The organism is Halobacterium zhouii, from assembly GCF_021249405.1.
In the GTDB taxonomy this organism is placed as follows: Archaea; Halobacteriota; Halobacteria; order Halobacteriales; family Halobacteriaceae; genus Halobacterium; species Halobacterium zhouii.
In genome coordinates this window covers 2,356,713-2,378,701 of sequence record NZ_CP089593.1, presented here as the reverse complement: position 1 = coordinate 2,378,701, position 21,989 = coordinate 2,356,713, and the positions used below count along the sequence as shown (strand labels likewise).

Below are 21,989 nucleotides of genomic sequence, written 5' to 3'. Positions count from 1 at the left end.
AATGACTGTTCGCTACTCGTCGCCCGGTTCCGGCGCGTCCCAGGCGTCCGGCACCTCGATGACGTACCGACCGTTCTCCTGGAGCGCGATGATGTACTCCTGGCGGTCGTACAGCTCCATCAGGTTGAGCTCATACTGTCCGGGTGCGACGATGCGGATGGACTCGAACTGGTCGTTCAGTTCCGCCCGGAGCGAATCGATGTCGGGGCGGTCCTCGGGGTCGTCGGGTTCCTTGACGACGCGCCCGTCCTGTGAAGCGTCCGGCAGGGAGTTCCGGTCGACGACGTCGCTTCGCGCGCTCGCCTGCGCGATGTCCTCCTCGGACGCGCCTGAGCTCTCGGGCGCGTCTAAGCTCCCAGACGCGTCCGATTGGTCTGCGGACGCACTCGGCTCTTCGCCGTCGGCCCCTCCACTCGAGCGCGCGGACGCATTCGACCGCTCGCTGGACGCACTCGCACTCTCGTCGCCAGCAGTCGGCGACGAATCGCTCACGGCACCACCAGAGACCCCCTCCGTTTCCGGTGGAGAATTTCCTCGGACAGCCGTCTGATCGCTCGTCACGGCGTCACGAACCCGGTTCGCCGCGCGTCCGACCGCACTCGAGACGGACCCCCCTTCCGGTTCTGGCGGCTCGGAGGGTTCCGTGTCTCCGGGTTCCTCGGGCACCTCGCCGGGGTGGTACTGGAACTTGTTCCCGCCGCAGTCCGGACACCCCGACAGCATCTCCTTCGAGCCGTCGTTGAAGACGTGCCCGCAGTTCGTACACTGGTGAGGCATTACGTGAGTTGGGTGAACGTGTGGGACATTACTTGCGTGAGATGAGTGCGCTGATGAGCGTCTCGTCCTTGTGCAGGGACTGGATCTGGTTCGCCGGCCCGATGACCGTCAGCTTCGAGGTCGACTCGCGACCCATCAGCCGACCGAGCAGACTCGTATCGTTGGTCTCGGACTGCGGGAAGCTCTCGATCTCGATGCCGGAGAAGCCGTCCGGGTTGATCTCGCTCATCGTCACCTCGATGAGTTTCGACTCCTCGTCGGGCGTCAATCCGGCCTCCAGAATGACGATCTTGCCGTCTCGGACGCCGTCTAAGATCATCCGGATCTTCTCCATCGACGTCTTCCCGGCCATACGGTCGCCGCTGATGAGATCGATCTGGACGCCGTCCTCGCCGTCACCGTTCGTGATCTCAGGCATGATTAGGCGAAGTACTCCGCGATCTTCTCGTAGACCTCGTCCATGTTCTCGCCCTCCAGGGCCGAGAGCGGAATCGTCTCGTGCTGGGGGAACGCGTTCGAGATCTGCTGGATGTTCGCGCCGTCGAGGTCGGTCTTGTTCGCGAGGATGAGCACGGGCAGCTCTCGGCTCTCGATGATGCCGATGAGCATCGTGTTCACCTGCGTGAACGGATCCGTCGTGGAGTCCAGAACGTAGATGACGCCATCGACGTCCTCGCGGAGCCAGTGCATCGCCTCCGCGACACCTTCCGTGGCCTCGCGGGAGCGACGCACAGCCTCGTCTTTCTCCATGTCGTGGTCGAGGAACTCCGAGTAGTCGACTTTCGTCGTCACGCCGGGCGTGTCGACGATGTCGATTGTGACGGTCTTCCCGTTGCGCTCGATCTCGACGTTCTCCTTTCGACGCGCGCGGCGCGTCTCGTGCGGAATGTGACTCTCCGGGCCGACGGCGTCGCCGGTCCAGTCGCGAGCGATGCGGTTCGCTAGCGTCGTCTTACCCGCGTTAGGCGGGCCGTATATTCCGATGCGTTTCGGTTCCGAGTCGTCGTCGAAGAGGCTCGCCGTGACCCGGGAGATGCTGTCTCTGAGTTCTGCGAACAGTCCCATCCTTGACCTCCATACGCACCCCGCGCCTTGTATGTTTGACGCAGTATGCGGACGGTTACTGGGAAACATCCGGCGAGTATCCTTAAACCTACGTCAGACAGGTAACGGCTGGATACTGGACAGGACTGGAGGAGACGACTCCATCAGACGACCCTGCTGTTCGAGTGGAACGACAATCTGGTAGCAGGAAACGGAGACGGTCGGAGGTGAGTACGGGGTGAGGACGAAGACGAGTAGAGAGCGGGGACGGGTAAAGAGCGGAGACGAGTAGAGAGCAGGGACGAGTAGAGAGCAGGGACGAGTAGAGGGCGAGAATGAGTAGAGAGCGGGACAGGGAGAGAGTGAGTACGGGACAGAGGCGAAGATTAGCATGAAACTGGAACCAAGATCGGAATCAGGATTGGTACCGGAATCAGGATCAGGACTGGTCCCGGGACTGGAATCTGGACAGGGGCCGGGAGAGAAGGGAGTACGAGAGTAGGAGCCACAGACGGGCAAGATAACAGCGGACGATACCCGCCCCTACCCCTTCGTTTCGGGTGGAAGCCAGCGAGAGACGGGCGGTCATCAGAACGGCAAGCAAAATATCAGCAGAAACCGAACTAGAACTAGACCGCTTCTCTCCATCAACAAACGGGTAGTCCTGTATTACGGTTCCTGTTTTACAGTATATGTATTAAACCTTCTCCATTTTATTACCGGTTTTTGGCCGGGTGGGGTTCTGTGCCGTTCCACTCGAAACGAAGGGGTGGGGGGTCCCGCCCCATCCGCCACCACTACCCCATTGTTTCGTGTGGAACACAGAATAAACACACTCGGACATCCTCCCCTTCGTTACGCTCTCCATCCTGCTCTATCGACCAGAAGCCCGTTCACACTCAGCAGCAGACCGAACTCGGCACAGCTATCGAATCGGTCGACAACTCTCATTGTCGATCCGCTCCTCAATCTCTACCAATCCCGATTCAGCCTTCGATGGCCCCGGTTGTCTCTTCCTCTGCAAGCGCGCCCACCTCCGACGCATTCGAAACGGAGGGGTTGGCGGACGAATTTCGGTGAAAGGACGAATCTCGGTGGAAGGATGAATTCCGGGAAAGGACAGTCCCAGTTGAACTCGACAATCGGGCCTGGACCTTCGCTGGAAACCGCTGCGCGTTTCGATCCTGTTGTTCAGGTTTCATTCCCCGCGTCTCAGCGACCGCTCGACCCGAAAACGTCGGGAACGAATCCTCCACTTCGAACCGTGGCATGCACTCTCTCCCACCCGGTCGTAAGCTCTCCTTACTGCGAATCTCCCGCTTCGCCGAATCTACCGAAACTTATTAGTCACTCTCGTTTCCATTGGTTCATCTGCATCAAGTGGACGCGGCATTCGCCACGACGACGCGAACACGCCGTTCGCGCCGTTCTGTGGCTTGCTCTCTCCCGTCCGCGTCTTCCACTCGAAACAAGGGGGTACGGAGACGATACATGTCAGACGAACCGACGCCAGCGGAACGACGAAGGGCCGACAGGGACTTCGACGTCGACCTCGACGACGTTCTCGACGACGACGAGGACGAGGGCGACGACGGCCTGTTCGACGACCTGCTCAGCGGCGAACCCATCTTCGACAACAAGGAGGTGTTGCGGCCGTCGTACACGCCACACGAACTCCCACATCGCAAAGAACAGATCAACAACATGGCGACGATTCTCGTTGCGGCACTCCGCGGCGAGACGCCGTCGAACGTCCTCATCTACGGGAAGACCGGAACGGGGAAGACGGCGAGTGCGAAGTTCGTCAGCCAGGAACTCGAGAAGACCTCTCAGAAGTACGAGGTTCCCTGTGAGGTCGAGTACATCAACTGCGAGGTGACAGACACCCAGTATCGGGTGCTCGCGCAGCTCGCGAACACGTTCATCGAGCAGAACCACGATTGGATCGACGCGCGCGTGGAAGAACTTCAGGACCTCCGCAACGAGGCCGAATCCGATGCCTCGGGAACCGACGCGTCGAACCCAGACTCGGATACGCCCGAGAGCACCGACCTCGCTCCACTCGAAGACACGGAGTTCGACAGCGTCGACGAGGTCGATGAACAGATCGAGTCCTTGCTCCAGGACAAGGCCGACATGGAGGAGGTCCCGATGACGGGGTGGCCGACCGACCGCGTGTACGCGACGTTCTTCGACGCCGTCGACTACGTCGAGCGCGTCGCCGTCATCATGCTCGACGAGATCGACAAACTCGTCGAGAAGTCCGGGGACGACACGCTGTACAATCTCTCCCGGATGAACTCGGAACTCGACTCCTCGCGGGTCTCCATCATCGGCATCTCGAACGACCTGAAGTTCACCGACTTCCTCGACCCGCGCGTCAAGTCCTCACTCGGCGAGGAGGAGATCGTGTTCCCGCCGTACGACGCGAACCAGCTTCGGGACATCCTCCAGCACCGCTCGGAGGTGGCGTTCAAGGGCGACGCGCTCACGGAGGACGTTATCCCGTTGTGCGCGGCGTTCGCTGCACAGGAACACGGGGACGCGCGGCGCGCGCTCGACTTGCTGCGGACCGCGGGCGAACTCGCGGAGCGCGACCAGGCGGACCTCGTGACCGAGGAGAACGTCCGGAGAGCACAGGACAAGATCGAACTGGACCGCGTGGTCGAGGTCGTGCGAACGCTCCCGACTCAGAGCAAACTCGTCCTCTACGCCATCCTCCTGCTGGAGGACAACGGCGTCCACAACGTCAACACGGGCGAGGTGTACAACATCTACAAGACGCTCTGTGACGAGATCGACGCCGACGTGCTCACTCAGCGCCGCGTCACCGACCTCATCTCTGAACTGGACATGCTCGGCATCGTGAACGCAGTGGTCGTCTCGAAGGGCCGATACGGTCGCACGAAGGAGATCTCGCTCTCGGTACCCATTGAGGAGACGGAGGCGGTCCTCGAGGCCGACTCCCGTCTCGGTGACATCGAGAACGTCACCCCGTTCGTGCAGGCGCGCTTCGAGAACTGAACGCCGGCTGAACGCCGCCGTTCCGGAATTGGCTGTCGCGCCGCGGATCGACTTCCTGAAAACCAGGGGGTGGTCGGCGATCTTCCCGTCGTGGTCGCGTGAAATCTCTAGTTTCCTAGAAACCCCCTTATTTCGACTGGAGAACCACCCAACTCCACCGGGTCGAGTCGGCAGTGTGGTCTGGAATGTAGCGTCCTTTCCCCGAACACTACCTCGAATCCGACGGCGTCGATGGCTGAGAACAGAACGTTCCTGGAACTACGCCGAGAGCACTGTCACGCGGTGAGCACTGTCACGCGGAGACTTCCCGTGTGGAACCGTCGAGAGCGCCGTGGGAGAGCGAGGCCGTGTCGAGCGTCGACCGCTCTCTCACTCCAGCGTCGACGGCAGGCGTCCGAGGTGGCATTGTGACTGACGCCTGGGGTGGAATCGTGACTGATGCCTGAAACGGTGTCGCTGTGGACGTCTGCAGCGACGTCGTCGCAGGCACCTGGAGTGGCGTCGCGGCGCCGGAGAACGCGAGTCGGACCCAGCCGAGCCACGGGATGCGGTACTCCGCCGTACCGCGGATCCACGACGGCTTGACGGGGCTGGAGATACCCTTGGCCTGGTCGTAGTAGTCGTTCGTCACGGTGTTGTCGCCCTTCGTGATGAACCCGGCGTGGGGCGCGGGGCAGTTCGCGAGCTCCTCACACGAGGAGGCGTCGACGTACTTCGGGTTCGCCTCGTCGTACCAGTTCTCGCTGTCGTTCACCCAGAACCTCGCGCGGTGTATCACGGGCGTCTGGCCGTTCCGCCCGTAAGGTTCGTAGACGATGACGTCGCCGTACCCCCCGATCTTCCAGTAGTCGTGGTCGTCGGCGACCTGATACGGGACGACGCCGGTGCCCTGGTGGGCGTACTCGGGACTGAAGCGGTGTTCCTCCATCACGAACACGAGGTCTCCTTTCTGGAGGTTCGGATCCATGCTCCCGCTCTCTACGGCGACGAGCGGTGGCCAGACGCCGCTCACGGCGAACAGGATCAACCCGACCATACCGACGGCGAGCGCGCTGCTGGCGGCCTCGCGGAAGAACACGACAGCGGTGTGTTCGGTGTGGAGAAACCAGCCGAGCACGGCCCGCGGACCGCCGCTGGGGTCAGGCACGTCGTCGCCTGTCGTCATTCATTTTCTGTTGGACGGTGGCGCGTTTCAACCTTCCCCTCTGGCTACCGACGGCCACTGTGGCAGCTGACCGCCCACTCACCAGACCGTAACCGGCTCTTCAGGACCGCCATACTTTTGCTGACTGTCTACTTTCCAGTTGATGTGCCTTTGGAGCCGCCGGTTCGCGTCGTTAGGGAACTCACGAGCCGCGGCTACAACGCCGAACGCGAGGCGGTGACGCTGCTCGCGAACGCCGACGAACCGGCCGCCGCCGTCGAGCGGGCGGTGGACATCGCGCCCAGTGACGCGCTCACGCTGACCGTCGACCACGTCCGCGAAGCGGTCGGCGGCGCGGAATCCCGCGGGCCAACGGCGTCTGGCGCGGGTGGAAGCGTCGCCGAATCCCCGAGTGGTGAGTCAGCCAGCGCCGCGAACACCCCTAGTTCCCGTGGAAACAATTCTCACGATAACCAGGACACTGGGGGGCGTTCTCCAGGTGAAACGACAGGGGTTGAAACTGGAGCGGAGGAATCGACAAAGGTCGATAGCGGAACGGGCAGCGCGTCCCAGCAGCGCACTCGCGACGCGAACGCCGACGCAGACGCCGGCCACCAGAATCTCGACATCGCGGGCGACATCACCGGCGAATCCACGGGGACCGGCGAGTACAAGGACTTCGTCGCGACGTTCCGCGACCGCTACGAGCGCCTCTCGAAGAAACTCCGCGGGCGCGTCAACCACCGCCCGACGGACGCGCTTCACTCGATGCCCGGCGGCAGCGAGGCCGCCACCGTCGGCATGGTCAACGACGTCCGTTCCACAGCGAGCGGGCACTGGCTCGTGGAACTCGAGGACACAAACGGCGTGTTCCCCGTGCTCGTGATGAAAGACCGCGACATCGCCGCGCACGTCGACGAACTCCTCACCGACGAGGTCATCGCCGTCGAGGGGTCGCTCTCCTCGGACGGCGGCATCCTGTTCGTCGACGAACTCTACTTCCCGGACATCCCGCGCACGCACGAGCCGAACACCGCCGACCGCCACGTCCAGGCCGCGCTCGTCTCCGACGTCCACGTCGGCAGCCAGGAGTTCGCCGGCCGCGAGTGGACGACGTTCGCGGACTGGCTCCACACCGAGGAAGCCGACCCCGTCGAGTACCTCCTCGTCGCGGGCGACATGGTCGAGGGCGTCGGCGTCTACCCCGGCCAGGACGAGGAACTCGACATCGTCGACATCTACGAGCAGTACGAGACGTTCGCAGAACACCTCAAGGACGTTCCCGGCGACATGGAGATCGTGATGATTCCCGGGAACCACGACACCGTCCGTCTCGCGGAACCCCAGCCCGCCTTCGACGACGAACTCCGGGACATCATGTCTGCCCACGACGCCACCATCACCGGCAACCCCTCCACCGTCACCGTCGAGGGCGTCGATATTCTGATGTACCACGGCGTCTCCATCGACGAGGTCATCGCCGAACACCCCGGCGAGGACGTCTCCTACGACGCTCCGCACAAAGCCATGGAGCAACTCCTCAAGAAGCGCCACGTCGCCCCGCAGTTCGGCGGCCGCACCCGCCTCGCGCCCGAAAAAGAGGACTACCTCGTCATCGACGAGGTGCCGGACGTCTTCCACACCGGCCACGTCCACAAACTCGGCGTCGGCGGCTACCACAACGTTCGCCTGGTGAACTCCGGTTGCTGGCAACACCAGACCGCTTTCCAGGAATCCGTCAACATCCAGCCCGACGTTGCCACCGCTCCGATCCTCGACCTGGATACGCTGGACGTGACGGTCAGGAAGTTCCGCTAGCCCACTTTTTCCAGCGCTCGGGGCGCTCCGCGCCCCTCGCTTGCAAAAACTTGGGGAAAAAGCACTCCTCCTTCACTTCGCTCGCTGCGCTCGCTCCGTTCAGTCGTCGGCCTGCGCTCACTCCGTTCGCGCAGTGAACCGCTCCGATCGGGCTTTTCAAGCCGCTCACTCGCGGACGCTGGCGGCTACCGGCTGCGTAGGTTCAAGTACGAGGGCGGGACCAACCCCGGCCATGCGTTGACAGCCAGCGTAGGTCGGCCGAGGCGGGAGTACGGCGACCCGGCCTGCGATAGCGTGGTTCGGAACGAGTGCGTGGTTCGGAGCGACCGCAAGGAGCGAGAACCACGGAACTGCGAACGGGGCACAGAGTGACCCGTGAGCGTAGCGAGTGAGAACCACGTCAACGCGAGCGGGGAGGAACGACCCGCGAGCGAACCATTCCGCCGTCTGTTCGCAATCACACAACCACGTGGCGTCGGTGGCGTCCGTATTTCCTGCCGGACGAGTCGGCCGTCGTCGCTCGCGCCGATACGAGTAATAGAATCGCTGACGTTTGTACTGGTATGCCGAAACACCACCACCGCTGTAACCTCTGCGGGCGCGACTTCGAGGACAGACAGGGCCTCCGCGAGCACGTCGAGAAGCGTCACCCGAAGCGCGACGTCCACTGGTGGGTCGTCGCCGAGGACTCCTCGAACCTGCCCTTCGAGGTGGACGACTGACCCGCCGGTAGCACGCTCCTCAAGTGCCTCCGTGCCTAGACGGAGACAATGAGCGACGCCAGCGGCCCCCTCCAGCCGGACGACCCGCAGGCGGAAGTACCGTTCCGCGTGGACGCCCCGTTCGACCCCGCCGGCGACCAGCCAGACGCCATCGAACAACTGGCCGCCGGGTTCGAGGACGATGCAGACGAGCAGACACTGCTCGGGGTCACGGGCTCCGGGAAGACGAACACCGTCTCCTGGGTGGTCGAGCAGATACAGAAACCCACCCTGGTCATCGCGCACAACAAGACCCTCGCCGCCCAGTTGTACGACGAGTTCAAGAACCTGTTTCCGGACAACGCCGTGGAGTACTTCGTCTCCTACTACGACTACTACCAGCCCGAGGCGTACGTCGAGCAGACGGACACGTACATCGACAAGGACGCCTCCATCAACGACGAGATCGACCGACTGCGTCACTCCGCGACGCGCTCGCTTTTGACGCGGGACGACGTCATCGTGGTCGCGTCGGTGTCGGCCATCTACGGTCTCGGTGACCCGCAGAACTACGAGCACATGTCCCTGCGCGTAGAGCGCGGGCAGACCATCGAACGCGAGGAGTTGCTCGCGCGCCTCGTGGACCTGAACTACGAGCGCAACGACGTGGACTTCACGCAGGGCACGTTCCGCGTTCGCGGCGACACCGTCGAGGTGTTCCCGATGTACGGGCGCTATCCCGTGCGCGTGGAGTTCTGGGGCGACGAGGTCGACCGGATGGCGAAACTCGACCCCGTGGAGGGGTCGGTCGTCAGCGAGGAGCCGGCGGTCCTCTTCCACCCGGCGGAGCACTACTCGGTGCCCGAGGACGAGATGGAGAGCGCCATCGAGGAAATCCGCGAGGATATGCACGAGCGCGTCCGGCACTTCGAGCGCGACGGCAACCTCGTGGCGGCCCAGCGAATCGAGGAGCGCACCACCTTCGACCTGGAGATGATGGCCGAAGCGGGCTACTGTTCGGGCATCGAGAACTACTCGGTGTACCTCTCGGACCGCGAACCCGGGGACGCGCCGTACACGCTCCTGGACTACTTCCCGGACGACTTCCTGACGGTCATCGACGAGTCACATCGCACCGTCCCCCAGATCAAGGGCCAGTACGCGGGCGACAAGTCCCGGAAGGATAGCCTGGTGGAGAACGGCTTCCGCCTGCCGACGGCGTACGACAACCGCCCGCTGACTTTCGACGAGTTCGACGAGAAGACCGACCAGACGCTGTACGTCTCCGCGACGCCGAGCGACTACGAGCGCGAGCAGTCCGCGAACGTGGTCGAGCAGATTGTCCGTCCGACCCACCTCGTGGACCCCGAGATTTCGGTCGCGGACGCCAGCGGACAGGTCGAGGACTTGCTGGAGCGCGTGAACCAGCGGGCGGAGAACGACGAGCGCACGCTCGTCACGACGCTCACGAAGCGAATGGCCGAGGACCTCACCGAGTATCTCGAGGAAGCCGGCGTCGCCGTCGAGTACATGCACGACGAGACGGACACGCTCGAACGCCACGAACTCGTGCGGGGGCTCCGACTCGGCGAGTTCGACGTGCTGGTCGGCATCAACCTCCTTCGCGAGGGCCTGGACATCCCGGAGGTCAGCCTCGTAGCGATCCTCGACGCCGACCAGCAGGGATTCCTGCGCTCCCGCACGTCACTCATCCAGACGATGGGACGGGCGGCGCGCAACGTCGAAGGCGAGGTCGTCCTGTACGCCGACGAGACGACCGACGCGATGCAGGAGGCAATCGACGAGACCCAGCGCCGCCGCCGCATCCAGCGGGAGTTCAACGAGGAGCACGGCACCACCCCGACCACCATCGAGAAGGAGGTCTCGGAGACGAATCTCCCGGGGTCGGGATCGGACACCGCCTCGGTCTCCGAGGACGGCCCTGCGGACGCCCAGGAGGCCGCGGTGCTCGTCGACGAACTCGAGGAGCGCATGGACGCCGCCGCGGGCAACCTCGAGTTCGAGCTCGCGGCGGACCTCCGGGACCGCATCCGGGAACTCCGCGAGGAGCACGACCTCGGCGGTGACGACGGCGACGCGGACGGGGTCGCCCCCGAACCCGACGACTGGTAGCCAGCGGGCGTCTGTCGGGGACGACGAAACGAATCGTGTGGAACTGTCTCGCTTGGTAAAAACCCGGTGAGACTCTCCGGCACCTTGATACTAACCCGGACAGGACGGACTGACATGTCCGCAATAGAAACGGAGGGGTTGACGAGGCGCTTCGAGGACCTCGTCGCCGTCGACGACCTCGACCTCACGGTCGAGGAGGGGGAGGTGTTCGGGTTCCTCGGGCCGAACGGCGCCGGGAAGTCCACGACCATCAACATGCTGTTGGGGTTCCTGAACCCGAGCGACGGCGTCGCCACCGTACTGGGGATGGACGCCGCCAGCGACTCCCGAGCGGTCCGCCAGCGCGTCGGCCTGCTCCCCGAGGGATTCGGGCTGTACGAGAACCTCACAGGCCGCGAACACGTCGTCTCCGCCATCCAGACGAAGAACGCCGACGACGACCCGGACGAACTGATCGACCGGGTCGGTCTCGACGCGGAGGCCGCGCGCCGCGCCGCTGGCGGCTACTCGAAGGGGATGGGCCAACGCCTCGCGCTCGCCATCGCGCTCGTCGGCAGCCCCGACCTCCTCATCCTCGACGAACCGTCGTCGGGCCTCGACCCGAAGGGCGTCAAACTCCTCCGGGAGATCGTGCGCGAGGAGCAGGCGCGCGGCGCCACGGTGTTCTTCTCCAGTCACGTGCTCGGGCAGGTCGAGCAGGTGTGTGACCGCGTCGGCATCATGAACGACGGCCGCATGACCGCTGTGGACACCATCGACAACCTCCGCGAGCGAATCGACGCCGAGTCCGTCGTCGAAGCCACCGTCGACTCGGTGCCCGACACCAGCAACGTCGCCGCCGTCAGCGGCGTGCGCGAGGTGACGACTGCGGGCGACACCGTTCGCGTCGCCTGCACGCGTCGGGAGGCGAAGATGCCGGTCCTCCGGCGCCTCGACGACGCCACCACGGTCACCGACGTCACCATCGAGGACGCCTCGCTCGAAGCGCTGTTCGAGCAGTACACGGGTTCCACGGAACGGGACGCACCGCCGGCGCGCGAGACGCCGGTTGCCGTGCCCGGAGGTGACGACGCGTGAGCCTCTACACCGTCGCCCGCGACGACTTCAAGAACGCGCGACGGTCGTACGTCGTGCTCGGCGTTATCGGCGCGTTCGCGGCGCTCGTCGCCCTCATCTTCGCGTCCGAGATGAGCATCTACGACCACCCCTATCGGACGCTGTTCGACGTGTCGTTCTTCCAGTTCCTCGTGTTCCCGTTGATTCTCGCGCCGCTGGCGTACCTCTCCATCGCGGGCGACCGCGACACCGGCGCAATCAAGTACGCGATGGGCCTCCCGAACTCCCGGACGCAGTACGTCCTCGGGAAGTTCGCGTCCCGCCTCGGCGTCGCACTCGCTGCGGTCGTCACCGCGGTCGCCGTCGGCTTCGCGCTCGCCGCCGCCACGTTCGTCGAGTTCCCCGCTCCGATGCGGTTCCTCCGATTCGCGCTGGTGTCGTCGCTGTTCGCGTTCTCCTTCATCGGCATCTACGTCGGCATCTCGGCGGCCACTGCCAGTCGGTCGCGCGCGATGCTCGGCGTGTTCGGGGCGTACTTCCTCCTCGTTCCGTTCTGGTTCGGGTTCCTCCCCGTCATCGGACTCCCGGCGTTGCTCGACACCGCCGCGGACCTGCTGGGCACGACCATCGCGAACGACACGCGGACGTTCATCCGGTCGCTCTCCCCGGCCACGTCGTACCTGTTCAGCACCCAAATCGTCTACCAGGGGCTGTTCCCCACGCCGTACGAAGGCCTCAATCAGCAGGTCGGGAACCCCCCGGACAAACTGTACGCGAAGTTCTGGTTCAACTCGCTCGTGATGTTCGCCTGGGGCGCCGGTTCGATGCTCCTCGGGTACGTTTCGTTCCGCCGCTCGGAACTCGGCTGACGGCGCCTGCTGTTCTCCCGCCTACTCGACGCTCGAACTCGTCGCTCGCGTGAGCAGGGCGACGGCCACCGCACCGAACGCCAGGTCGAGTGCGACGAGCACCGCGAACGCCGGGACGAGCGCGCTCGTCCTGCATGGCACCATCGTCGCGGCGCTCGTCACGAACCTGCTCCTCCTCGGGTTCGCGCCGCCCGAGTTCAGCGGCCACAGCTTCACGGTTCCGTTCGGCTTCGGGTTCGCCGCTGGCCTGTGTTGTTTCGTCGGCGGACAGATCGGCGCGTACCTGAACAGCCCCATCCCCGAGCACGCCACGATGCGCGCGATGATGGTCGTCTACTCGCTCGTCGGCGTGTTCATGCTCGTTCGAGTGCTGGTCCTGTAGCGTTCTCCACCGCGAACAGCACCGAATACAAATCAGATTGTGTTTCTGAAACCACTGTTGGTAAGCTTTATTCGGCCGGCCCGAATGTGACGGAACACGACCGAGCGTCCCGCTCGCCGCCGCTCTGACCGATAGCGGCAGCCACGTCCAGCGGTGGCGCTCGGCGCGACCCATCATGAGTCAGACCACTGCCGACACGACCGAACTGCTCGCCGGAGCGCTCGACCGCGCCAGCGACGGATACGGCGACATCGTCGACGGAGACGCCCGCGAACGCGTACTCCAGGAGGCCGAGCGCAACGCCTACGACGGAGCCAGTACCGACGAACTGTACGACGCACTGCTCGGCGCGCTCACCGGCCGCATCGACCGCCACCCCGCGTACAAGTCTGTAGCCGGCCGCGTCCTTCGCGAGCGCCTCGAACGCCGCGTTGTCGACGACTACGACCCCGCCGACCGCGAGGGCGCCTACCGAGAAGCGTTCCGTGAGGGAATCCAGCGGGGTCTCGAGGCCGACCTGCTCGACGAGCGCATGGCCGACTACGACCTCGAACGACTCACGGACGCCATCCGACCGGAGCGCGACGACCGCCTCGATTACATGGCGATGGACACGCTCCGACAGCGGTACTTCCTCCGGGAACCCGACGAGGACCCCTTCGAACTCCCGCAGACGTTCTGGATGCGCGTCGCGATGGGCGTCGCGCTCCGCGAGGACCCCGAGGAACGCGAGGCGTACGCCATCGAGTTCTACGACGCGCTCTCCTCGCTGCGGTTCGTCCACTCGACGCCTACGCTGTTCCACGCCGGCACCACGCACGCTCAACTCTCCTCGTGTTACCTCACCACCGTCCCCGACGACCTCGAGGGCATCTTCGACGCGTACAAGGAACACGCGAAGCTCTCGAAGTGGAGCGGCGGCCTCGGGAACGACTGGACGCCCCTTCGGGCGGCCGGGTCGCTCATCGAATCTACGGGCGTCGAGTCCACGGGCACAGTGCCGTTCCTCAAGATTTCGAACGACGTCACCGCCGCCATCAACCGCTCCGGGAAGCGCCGCGGAGCGGCCGCTGCCTACCTCGCGTGCTGGCATCTGGACTTCCCGGCGTTCTGTGACCTCCGCCGGAACACGGGCGACGACCGCCGCCGCACCCACGACATGAACACGGCAGCCTGGATTCCCGACCTGTTCATGGAGCGCGTGCAGAACGACGAGCAGTGGACGCTGTTCTCCCCGAAGGAGACCGGCGACCTCCACGAACTGTACGGCAGCGACTTCGCGGAGCGCTACCGCGAATACGAGCAACTCGCCGACGAGGGGGAGATAGAGAACTTCGAGCGCGTCGAGGCGAGCGACCTCTGGCGCACGATGCTCACGCGCCTCTTCGAGACCGGCCACCCGTGGCTCACGTTCAAGGACCCGTGTAACGTGCGTTCGCCACAGGACCACGCGGGGACGGTTCGCTCCTCGAATCTCTGCACGGAGATCACGCTGAACACCTCCGAGGAGGAGACCGCGGTCTGCAACCTCGGCAGCGTGAACCTCGCGCGCCACGTGGCGGATGACGAAGACGGCGACGGCGGCGAACTCGACCGCGAACAGCTCTCCGACACCGTCGAAACGGCGATGCGGATGCTCGACAACGTCGTGGATCTGAACTTCTATCCGACGGAGGACGCCGAGCGCTCGAACATGCGCCACCGGCCGGTCGGTCTCGGCGTGATGGGGTTCCACGACGCGCTCCAGCAGTTACGCGTGCCGATGGCGAGCGGCGACGCGCTCGACCGCGCCGACGAGATACAGGAGTTCGTCGCGTACCACGCCATCGACGCGTCCGCGGGTCTCGCCGCCGAGCGGGGCACGTACGAGAGCTACGAGGGGTCGAAGTGGGACCGTGACGTCTTTCCGCAGGACACGGTCGACCTACTCGCCGAGGAGCGCGGCCGCGAGATTCCGGTGTCCCGAGAGGAGCGCCTCGACTGGAGCGGCGTGCGCGAGCGCGTCGCCGAGCACGGAATGCGGAACTCGAACACGATGGCAGTCGCGCCCACCGCCACCATCTCCACCATCGCTGGCACGTCGCCGTCCATCGAACCCGTCTACTCGAATCTCTACGTGAAGTCGAACATGAGCGGGGACTTCACGGTCGTGAACGACCGCCTCGTCGCGGACCTCGAGGAACGCGGCCTCTGGGACGATGAATTGCGCGACAGGCTCACGTACCACGACGGCTCCGTGCAGGAACTCGACGCCATTCCCGACGACATGCAGGAGCTCTACCGCACTGCGTTCGAAATCGACCCGCGCCACCAACTCCGACTCGCCGCTCGCCGCGGCGTCTGGATCGACCAGAGCCAGTCGGTGAACGTCTTCTTCCCGGAAACCGACGGCGACCTGCTCTCGGACGTCTACCAGACCGCGTGGGAACTCGGCCTGAAGACGACGTACTACCTGCGCACCCTCGGCGCGAGTCAACTCGAGAAGACGACCCTGGACATGGAGGAGTACGAGAACACCCAGTTCCGCGACGCGGAGGACGACCCGGACGACGAGTCCGGTGGTGACCGCGGTGACCTGCCGAGCGTCGAGGACCCGACCTGCGAGGTGTGTCAGTGATGCCGGTGCTGGATTCGGACGCTGAACACGACCCGAACAAGATCCTCCCCATCGACTACGACTGGGCGCGCGAGTACTACCAGCAGGGTGTCGCGAACAACTGGACGCCAGAGGAGGTGGCGATGCAGGACGACGTCTACCAGTGGAACAACGACGAACTCACCGAGGCCGAACGCCAGCTCGTGGAGTGGAACCTCGGCTTCTTCTCGACGGCCGAGAGCCTCACCGCGAACAACCTCGTGCTCGCCATCTACGAGTACGTCACCGCACCGGAGTGCCGGCAGTATCTGCTGCGACAGGCCTACGAGGAAGCCGTCCACACGGACACCTTCATCTACTGCTGTGACAGCCTCGGGTTCGACCCCGAGTACATGTACGGGATGTACGACCGCATCCCGAGCATCGCGGAGAAAGACGAGTTCGTCGTTGACCTCACGCGCGCCGTCGACGACCCCAAGTTCACCATCGAGACGGACGACGACCTCCGGGCGTTCCTGCGGGACCTCGTGGGGTTCTACGTCATCATGGAGGGCATCTTCTTCTACGCGGGGTTCGCGATGATGCTCGCGCTGAAGCGCCGCGGGAAGATGGTCGGCGTCGGCGAGCAGTTCGAGTACATCATGCGCGACGAGTCGCTGCACCTGAACTTCGGCGTCGACCTGATCAACCAGGTTCGGGAGGAACACCCGGGTGTCTGGACCGACGAATTCGAGGCCGAGATGGAGTCCCTGATCCGGGAAGCCGTCGACCTCGAGCAGGTGTACGCCCACGAGGCTTGCCCGGAGGACGTCCTGGGCATGTCCAGCGAGCAGTTCGCGGAGTACGTCGAGTACGTCGCGGACCGTCGCCTCCAGCAACTCCGCATGGACCCCGTCTACGGCACGGAGAACCCGTTCCCGTGGATGACCGAGCAGGTCGACCTGAACGCGGAGAAGAACTTCTTCGAGCGCAACGTCTCGGAGTACCAGCAGGGCGGCGCGCTCGACTGGGACTGACGAGAACCGTAGTGTCTGTCAGGGCGTGGGCGCCCGTTCGCGCCGCGTCCGGCGCTCGTCGATGGCGGCATCACGAAGCTCTCGTTCGTGGTCGGTTTCACAGACGAGGTCGGGGACGATAGCGGGTGATTCGGTTTCGTCGAGCGCGACGAACGTGAAAAAGGAGGACGCGGTTTCGCGCCGCTCGCCCGCGCTCGGTCGCTCCGCGGCGACGTCGACCTTGATCTCGACGCTGGTCTCCCCGGTGTCGAAGACGTACCCTTCGACGGCGACGATTTCCCCGAGGTCGATGGGCGCCCGGAAGTCGACGTGGTCCATCGACGCCGTGACGACCTGCCGGCGCGTGAACCGCCGGCCGACGATGGCGCCACAGATGTCCATCCAGTGCAGCACGCTCCCCCCGAGTGCGCGACCCAGGTTGTTCGTGTCGTTGGGCATCAGGATCTCGTGCATCTCCGTGTACGAGTCGGCGAGACTGGCCTCGTCCGGGCGGTCCATGCATGGTACTCGCCGCCCACACCTATAAAACAAGCCCAGTTGCCTTATCTAAAACAAATTTTCATGCTACAGCCGGCTCGACAGCGTCTCAGCGGTCTTCGCGCCGACGCCTTCGACGCTCCGCAGGTCGTCGGCGGACGCCGACCGCACGCCCTCCACGCTGCCGAACCGCCGGAACAGGCGCTTTCGCAACTCGGGGCCGACGCCGTCGACGTCGTCCAGCACCGTCGACACCTCGTCCCGGAGCGTCTGGTGGTACGCCACCGCGAACCGGTGGGCCTCGTCCCGCACGCGCTGGAGGACGTGTAACTGCGGCGCGTCGTCGTCCCAGTCGAACGTGCGCTCGGCCGTCACGACGATCTCCTCGTCCTTTGCGAGCGCGACCGCGGGCACGTCCCACCCGACCTCGTCGAGCGCGTCGAGCGCCGCGTTCAACTGCCCCTCGCCGCCGTCGATGAGCAGCAGGTCGGGGTCCGGGCGGTCGTCGTGAGCGTCGCCGTCTGCCGCTCCGACGGACCGCTCCGCTCGCCACCGAACCAGACGTCTCATGTTCGCGTAGTCGTCGTTCTCCTCGCCCAGTTTCTTCCGCCGGTAGTCGGACTTCTCCGCGCTCCCGTCGACGAAACAGACGTCGCTCCCGACGACCGACTTCCCCTGCGCGTGGCTCACGTCGAACCCCTCGATGCGCGCCGGACGGTCGATGCCCAGGGCGTCCGCGAGCGCGCCGACTTCGTCCCGGTCGCCCGAGCGCCGGTGGGCGTTCTTCAGTGCGAGGTCGACGAGCGTCGCGTCGCGGCCCGTCCCCGGGACGCGCACCTCCACGCCCGCCGCGTCCAGCCACGCCGCCACGTCGTCGTCGCCGTGGGCCTCCGGGAGCAGCAGGCGGTCCGGCAGGTCCCGTTCGGCGTAGAACTGCACCACGAACGCCGCGAGCACCTCCGCCACCTTGCTCTCGGTGTCGGGCGCGTCCATGACGTGCTGGTCGCGCTCCACGAGTTGCCCGTGTTCGGCGTGGAGGCGCGCGACGGTCGCCCGGTCGCCCTCGATGGCCACGCCGAGCACGTCCGTCGTCGCCTCGTCACGCCCGGAGACGGCAGCGCCCTCGCCCCCGTGGAACGCTTCCACCGCCTCCAGGCGGTCCCGGGCGTTCGCCGCCCGCTCGAAGGCCTGCTCCTGGGCGGCTTGCTCCATCTCGCGCTCCAGTGGGTCGGCGAGCGCACCCGTCTCCCCTTCGAAGAATCGCTTGGCGGCCTCGACGTCCGTCTCGTACTCCTCCTCGCTGATTTCGCCGGTGCAGGGCGCCGAACACAGCCCCATCTCGTAGTCGAGACACGGGCGCTCGCGGTTCCGGTACTTGTGCTGTGAGCACCCGCGCAAGCCGTACACTTCCCGAACCGCCTTCACTACCTCGTTCACGCGCCCGACGTCCGTGTACGGCCCGAACGCCACCGCGCCCTCGTCGGGGTCTCTGGTCACCTCGATGCGGGGGACGGCGTGGTCCGTGAACTGCACCAGCGGGTAGGACTTGTCGTCCTTCAACCGGACGTTGTACCGGGGCTGGTGGCGCTTCACGAGGTTCGCCTCCAGCAACAGCGCCTGGGTTTCCGTGTCCGTCACCGCGAAATCCAGGTCGTCGGCGCGCTCGACCATCCGCGAGATGCGCGCACTCCTGGGGTCTGCGTACGACCGGACTCGGTCGCGCACGTCGACGGCCTTCCCGACGTAGAGCACAGTTCCGTCCTCTCGCTGGAACTGGTAGACGCCGGGCTCCCGGGGCAGGTCGCTCGCGTGTGCGCGAACGTCGTCCGCGTCCATCGCCCCGCCGTACGTGCTTGGAGCGTTTGAACTGCGTGGTCACGCCCGGGTTCGGCCACCATCCTGTCGTCCGCTGGCCCCAACAGTTGAAGGAGGCGGCATCCGAACCCCCACGTATGGCCGACACCGAACGCGTCTGGCTGGTCTACCGCGAGTACACCGACAAGGGGATGCTCGACCTCACGTACGCCACCGAGGACGGCGAGCGCGTCCTCCACCGGCAGCGCTCCCTGAACGCCGGCGACCCGACCGCCGCCGTCGAGGCGGAACCCGACGAACTCGAACCCGCGGACGCGGAGGAACAGGAGCCCTACCGCGACGAAGTGACGCGGATGCGCGAACAGCACGCCCCCGAAGACGTGGTATAGGACGCTCCGGCCGCACGGACAGCCACCGGCTACGCGGGGAGAAAGACACTTGTCTACCCGCTGAGACCCCACGGACATGCACGCAGCCCTCCAGCGGGTGACGGCGCGGTGACGTGGTCGGTCGTCGCGCGCCGCGACCTCCGGATGCTCGTCGCGGACAACACGGTCACCATCTTCGTCGGCTTCTTCGCGCTGCTCGCCGCCGGCATCAGCTACGGGTCGACGAACAGTCCCATCGCGTCCCCGCTCACTGACGTGCTCTCGCTCCTGTTCATGTTCGCGGTGCCGCTCACCGCGGGGACGCTCACACACGAAGCCGTCCCGAACGCCGTCGCAAGCGGCCGTAGTCGCCTCACGCTCTCGCTCCCCCACACCCGCACGGAGTTTCTCGCCGGTGCGGGAGCGGCCCGCCTCGGGGCGGTGCTCGCGGCCGTCGGCGCGTCCGTGGTCGCCGGCGCCGCCGTCCACCTGCTCCGCGGCGGCCCGGTTTCGCTGTTCGCCGTCGCCGCCACCGTCGCGTTCGGCGCGCTCCTCGGCGCGGCGTTCGTCGGCGCGACGCTCGCGTTCACCGCGCGCTCGTCGTCCACGACGCTGGCCGCCGTCGCCGCCTACGGCTTCTTCATGCTCGCGCTCGCGTGGCCCGCCGCCGTCGCGCTCGGCACGGTCGTGCTCGCCGCGCAGTTCGGCGTCTCCCTCGAACCCGGTGTCGCCGACACCGTCATCCAACTCAGCCCCATCTACGCCTACCAGAACGCGCTCTCCGCGGTCGGCGTGAACACCTCCGGCCCGACCGGCCTCATCCCGGAGTGGGGCGGCGCGGTCGTGTTGCTCGCGTGGACCGTCGGCGGGTTCGCGCTCGCCGCCCGGCGATTCGACGGCCGGGACCTCTGAACCGGCGCGAGAACGACTGACGCCGGCCGTGTCCGTCAGCCCGTCTCGCTGAGCGTGAGAACCACCACAACGGCTTTGACTCCACGCTGTCTTCCCCCGCACAATGTCAGCTATCGAACTATCGGGCGTCACCAAGCGGTTCGGTGACGTCACCGCCCTCCACGGCCTCGACCTGACCGTCGAAGAGGGGGAGATATACGGCTTCCTCGGGCCGAACGGCGCCGGGAAATCCACGACCATCGACATCCTGCTCGACTTCGTACGCCCGACCTCCGGGCGCGCGTCGGTGCTCGACATGGACGCACAGGACGAGTCCCTCGAGATTCGCCGGCGAACCGGTGTGCTCCCGGACGGCTTCTCGGTGTACGACCGCCTCACGGCGCGCCAGCATCTCGAGTTCGCCATCGAGTCGAAGAACGCCGACGACGACCCCGACGAACTCCTCGCGCGCGTCGGCATCCCCGAGGCCGCGGACCGGAAGGCCGGCGGCTTCTCGAAGGGGATGGCCCAGCGCCTCGCGCTCGCCATCGCGCTCGTCGGCGACCCCGAACTCATCATCCTCGACGAGCCCTCGACCGGCCTCGACCCGAACGGCGCTCGCGAGATGCGCGAGATCATCACCGAGGAGGCCGAACGCGGCGCCACGGTGTTCTTCTCGAGTCACATCCTCGAGCAGGTCGAGGCGGTGTGTGACCGCGTCGGCATCCTCGACGACGGCGAACTCGTCGCCCAGGACACCATCAGCGGCCTGCGGGAGGCCGCGGGCGGTGGCGGCGGCCTCTCGGTCACCGTCACCGAAGTCACGCCCGCGGTGGTCGACGCGGTGCGCGACGTGCCTGGCGTCACCGACGTCACCGCGGACGGCGACACGCTCGTCGTCACCGCGGACGGCGGTGCGAAGACCGACATCCTCGACGCCGTCGAGGGCGCGGGCGCCCAGGTCGAGGACTTCTCCACGCGAGAGGCCTCCCTCGACGACATCTTCGCTGCGTACACCGAGGAGGAGATGACCGCATGACCTGGAGCGTCGTCGCGAAGAAGGACTTCCGTGACGCCAGCCGATCGAAGGCGCTGTGGGGGCTGACGGCGCTGTTCGTGTTGTTCATGGCGGGCGCGGCGTACGCGTACACGCTGATACAGAACTCCGCCGGCGCGGAGGCCGAGGTGCAGAGCCTGGGGCTCATCTTCTTCATCATCAGCCCGGTCACGATTCTCATCCCCATCACGGGGCTCGTGATGGCCCACAAGTCCATCGCAGGGGAGGTCGACTCCGGCAGCGCGAAGTTCCTGCTCTCGCTCCCGCACACGCGCAGGGACGCCGTCGTCGGGAAGGTCGTCGGTCGGTCCGCCGTGGTCGGCGTCTCCGTCCTCGTCGGCCTGGTCGCCGCGGCCGTCGTCACGGTCGCGCTGTACGACTCGTTCAACGCGAGCGCGTTCGCCGTGTTCTCCGCACTGACGCTCCTGCTCACGGTGTTGTACACGGCCGTCGGCGTCGGCCTGTCCGCCGCCACGAAGGACTCGGGGCGCGCGACGATACTCGCGCTCGGGTTCTACGTCGTCTTCGAACTCGCGTGGGGGCTCCTCGTCATGGCCATCTACTACCTCACGACCGGGTCGTTCTTCCCGACCGGCGTGCCGCCAGAGTGGTACCTCCTGCTCAACCGCGTGCCGCCGACGGCGGCGTTCTCTAGCGCCGTCTTCCAGTTCCTCCCAGGAAACGCGGCCACCATCGCGCAGTTGTTCCCGCAGAACGTCCCCATCTACCTCTCCGAATGGGCGGCGCTCGCGACGATGCTGCTGTGGTTCCTCGTCGTGCCGCTGGTGGGCTACCGCGTGTTCGACCGCGCCGACCTGTAG

The 21,989-nt window shown here is 65.7% G+C and carries 19 protein-coding genes; 13 read left to right on the top strand and 6 right to left on the bottom strand.

The features are described 5' to 3' along the window. Positions 1–12: 12 nt before the first annotated feature. Genes LT970_RS12465 through LT970_RS12455 form a run of 3 tightly spaced genes read right to left on the bottom strand, consistent with a single transcriptional unit; the run spans position 13 to position 1,842 of the window. Positions 13–777 carry an OapC/ArvC family zinc-ribbon domain-containing protein gene (locus LT970_RS12465; protein WP_232686801.1) on the bottom strand — a complete coding sequence of 255 codons (765 nt, stop codon included), beginning with the start codon at positions 775–777 and terminating at the stop codon, positions 13–15. 28 nt (positions 778–805) lie between these two features. After that, entirely contained in the window at positions 806–1,195 is a 390-nt protein-coding gene (locus LT970_RS12460; RefSeq protein WP_232686800.1) for a DUF2073 domain-containing protein, read from the bottom strand. Between the two features lie 2 nt (positions 1,196–1,197). Further along, on the bottom strand, positions 1,198–1,842 hold the full coding sequence (locus tag LT970_RS12455; protein WP_232686799.1) for an Era-like GTP-binding protein: 645 nt from the start codon (positions 1,840–1,842) through the stop codon (positions 1,198–1,200). Positions 1,843–3,312: 1,470 nt separating this feature from the next. Here LT970_RS12455 and LT970_RS12450 point away from each other — a divergent pair. Next, positions 3,313–4,845 (top strand): Cdc6/Cdc18 family protein, encoded by a 1,533-nt coding sequence (locus LT970_RS12450; protein WP_232686798.1) that lies wholly within the window; start codon positions 3,313–3,315, stop codon positions 4,843–4,845. A 292-nt stretch (positions 4,846–5,137) separates the two neighbouring features. Here LT970_RS12450 and LT970_RS12445 read toward each other — a convergent pair whose 3' ends face one another. Continuing rightward, positions 5,138–6,010, bottom strand: a complete 873-nt coding sequence (locus LT970_RS12445; protein WP_232686797.1) for a S26 family signal peptidase — start codon at positions 6,008–6,010, stop codon at positions 5,138–5,140. A 144-nt stretch (positions 6,011–6,154) separates the two neighbouring features. Here LT970_RS12445 and LT970_RS12440 point away from each other — a divergent pair, with 144 nt between their 5' ends. The 8 genes from LT970_RS12440 to LT970_RS12405 all read left to right on the top strand — a co-directional run bounded on the left by LT970_RS12440 (position 6,155) and on the right by LT970_RS12405 (position 16,560). Then, entirely contained in the window at positions 6,155–7,807 is a 1,653-nt protein-coding gene (locus LT970_RS12440) for a DNA-directed DNA polymerase II small subunit (RefSeq protein WP_232686796.1), read from the top strand. A gap of 563 nt (positions 7,808–8,370) precedes the next feature. Next, entirely contained in the window at positions 8,371–8,529 is a 159-nt protein-coding gene (locus tag LT970_RS12435; protein ID WP_232686795.1) for a hypothetical protein, read from the top strand. 48 nt (positions 8,530–8,577) lie between these two features. Next, positions 8,578–10,641 (top strand): excinuclease ABC subunit UvrB, encoded by a 2,064-nt coding sequence (uvrB, locus tag LT970_RS12430; protein WP_232686794.1) that lies wholly within the window; start codon positions 8,578–8,580, stop codon positions 10,639–10,641. A gap of 114 nt (positions 10,642–10,755) precedes the next feature. Beyond that, entirely contained in the window at positions 10,756–11,718 is a 963-nt protein-coding gene (locus LT970_RS12425) for an ABC transporter ATP-binding protein (RefSeq protein ID WP_232686793.1), read from the top strand. Continuing rightward, complete coding sequence (locus LT970_RS12420; protein WP_232686792.1) at positions 11,715–12,566, top strand: ABC transporter permease; 852 nt, start codon at positions 11,715–11,717, stop codon at positions 12,564–12,566. The genes LT970_RS12425 and LT970_RS12420 overlap by 4 nt, the downstream gene beginning before the upstream one ends. A 49-nt stretch (positions 12,567–12,615) precedes the next feature. Then, positions 12,616–12,948 (top strand): hypothetical protein, encoded by a 333-nt coding sequence (locus tag LT970_RS12415; RefSeq protein WP_232686791.1) that lies wholly within the window; start codon positions 12,616–12,618, stop codon positions 12,946–12,948. A gap of 175 nt (positions 12,949–13,123) precedes the next feature. Next, positions 13,124–15,565: a ribonucleoside-diphosphate reductase subunit alpha gene (locus LT970_RS12410; RefSeq protein WP_232686790.1), complete on the top strand. Its 2,442-nt coding sequence runs from the start codon at positions 13,124–13,126 to the stop codon at positions 15,563–15,565. Beyond that, positions 15,565–16,560 (top strand): ribonucleotide-diphosphate reductase subunit beta, encoded by a 996-nt coding sequence (locus LT970_RS12405; RefSeq protein ID WP_232686789.1) that lies wholly within the window; start codon positions 15,565–15,567, stop codon positions 16,558–16,560. The genes LT970_RS12410 and LT970_RS12405 overlap by 1 nt, the downstream gene beginning before the upstream one ends. Before the next feature lie 18 nt (positions 16,561–16,578). Here LT970_RS12405 and LT970_RS12400 read toward each other — a convergent pair whose 3' ends face one another. Both LT970_RS12400 and LT970_RS12395 read right to left on the bottom strand, forming a co-directional pair. Continuing rightward, the gene (locus LT970_RS12400; protein WP_232686788.1) at positions 16,579–17,058 is read right to left on the bottom strand and encodes an acyl-CoA thioesterase; all 480 of its coding nucleotides are present in this window, start codon (positions 17,056–17,058) and stop codon (positions 16,579–16,581) included. Positions 17,059–17,124: 66 nt separating this feature from the next. Then, a complete protein-coding gene (locus LT970_RS12395; protein ID WP_232686787.1) occupies positions 17,125–18,873 on the bottom strand; it encodes an excinuclease ABC subunit C in 1,749 nt (582 codons plus the stop codon). A 116-nt stretch (positions 18,874–18,989) separates the two neighbouring features. Between LT970_RS12395 and LT970_RS12390 the strand changes: the two genes are divergently transcribed. From LT970_RS12390 to LT970_RS12375, 4 genes are all read left to right on the top strand, one after another. Next, complete coding sequence (locus tag LT970_RS12390; RefSeq protein WP_232686786.1) at positions 18,990–19,241, top strand: DUF7967 family protein; 252 nt, start codon at positions 18,990–18,992, stop codon at positions 19,239–19,241. A gap of 108 nt (positions 19,242–19,349) precedes the next feature. Further along, a complete protein-coding gene (locus LT970_RS12385; RefSeq protein WP_232686785.1) occupies positions 19,350–20,132 on the top strand; it encodes an ABC transporter permease subunit in 783 nt (260 codons plus the stop codon). Positions 20,133–20,235: 103 nt separating this feature from the next. Continuing rightward, positions 20,236–21,150, top strand: coding sequence for an ABC transporter ATP-binding protein (locus LT970_RS12380; RefSeq protein WP_232686784.1), 915 nt, complete (start codon positions 20,236–20,238; stop codon positions 21,148–21,150). Beyond that, positions 21,147–21,989 carry an ABC transporter permease gene (locus LT970_RS12375; protein ID WP_232686783.1) on the top strand — a complete coding sequence of 281 codons (843 nt, stop codon included), beginning with the start codon at positions 21,147–21,149 and terminating at the stop codon, positions 21,987–21,989. Before LT970_RS12380 ends, LT970_RS12375 begins: the two co-directional genes overlap by 4 nt.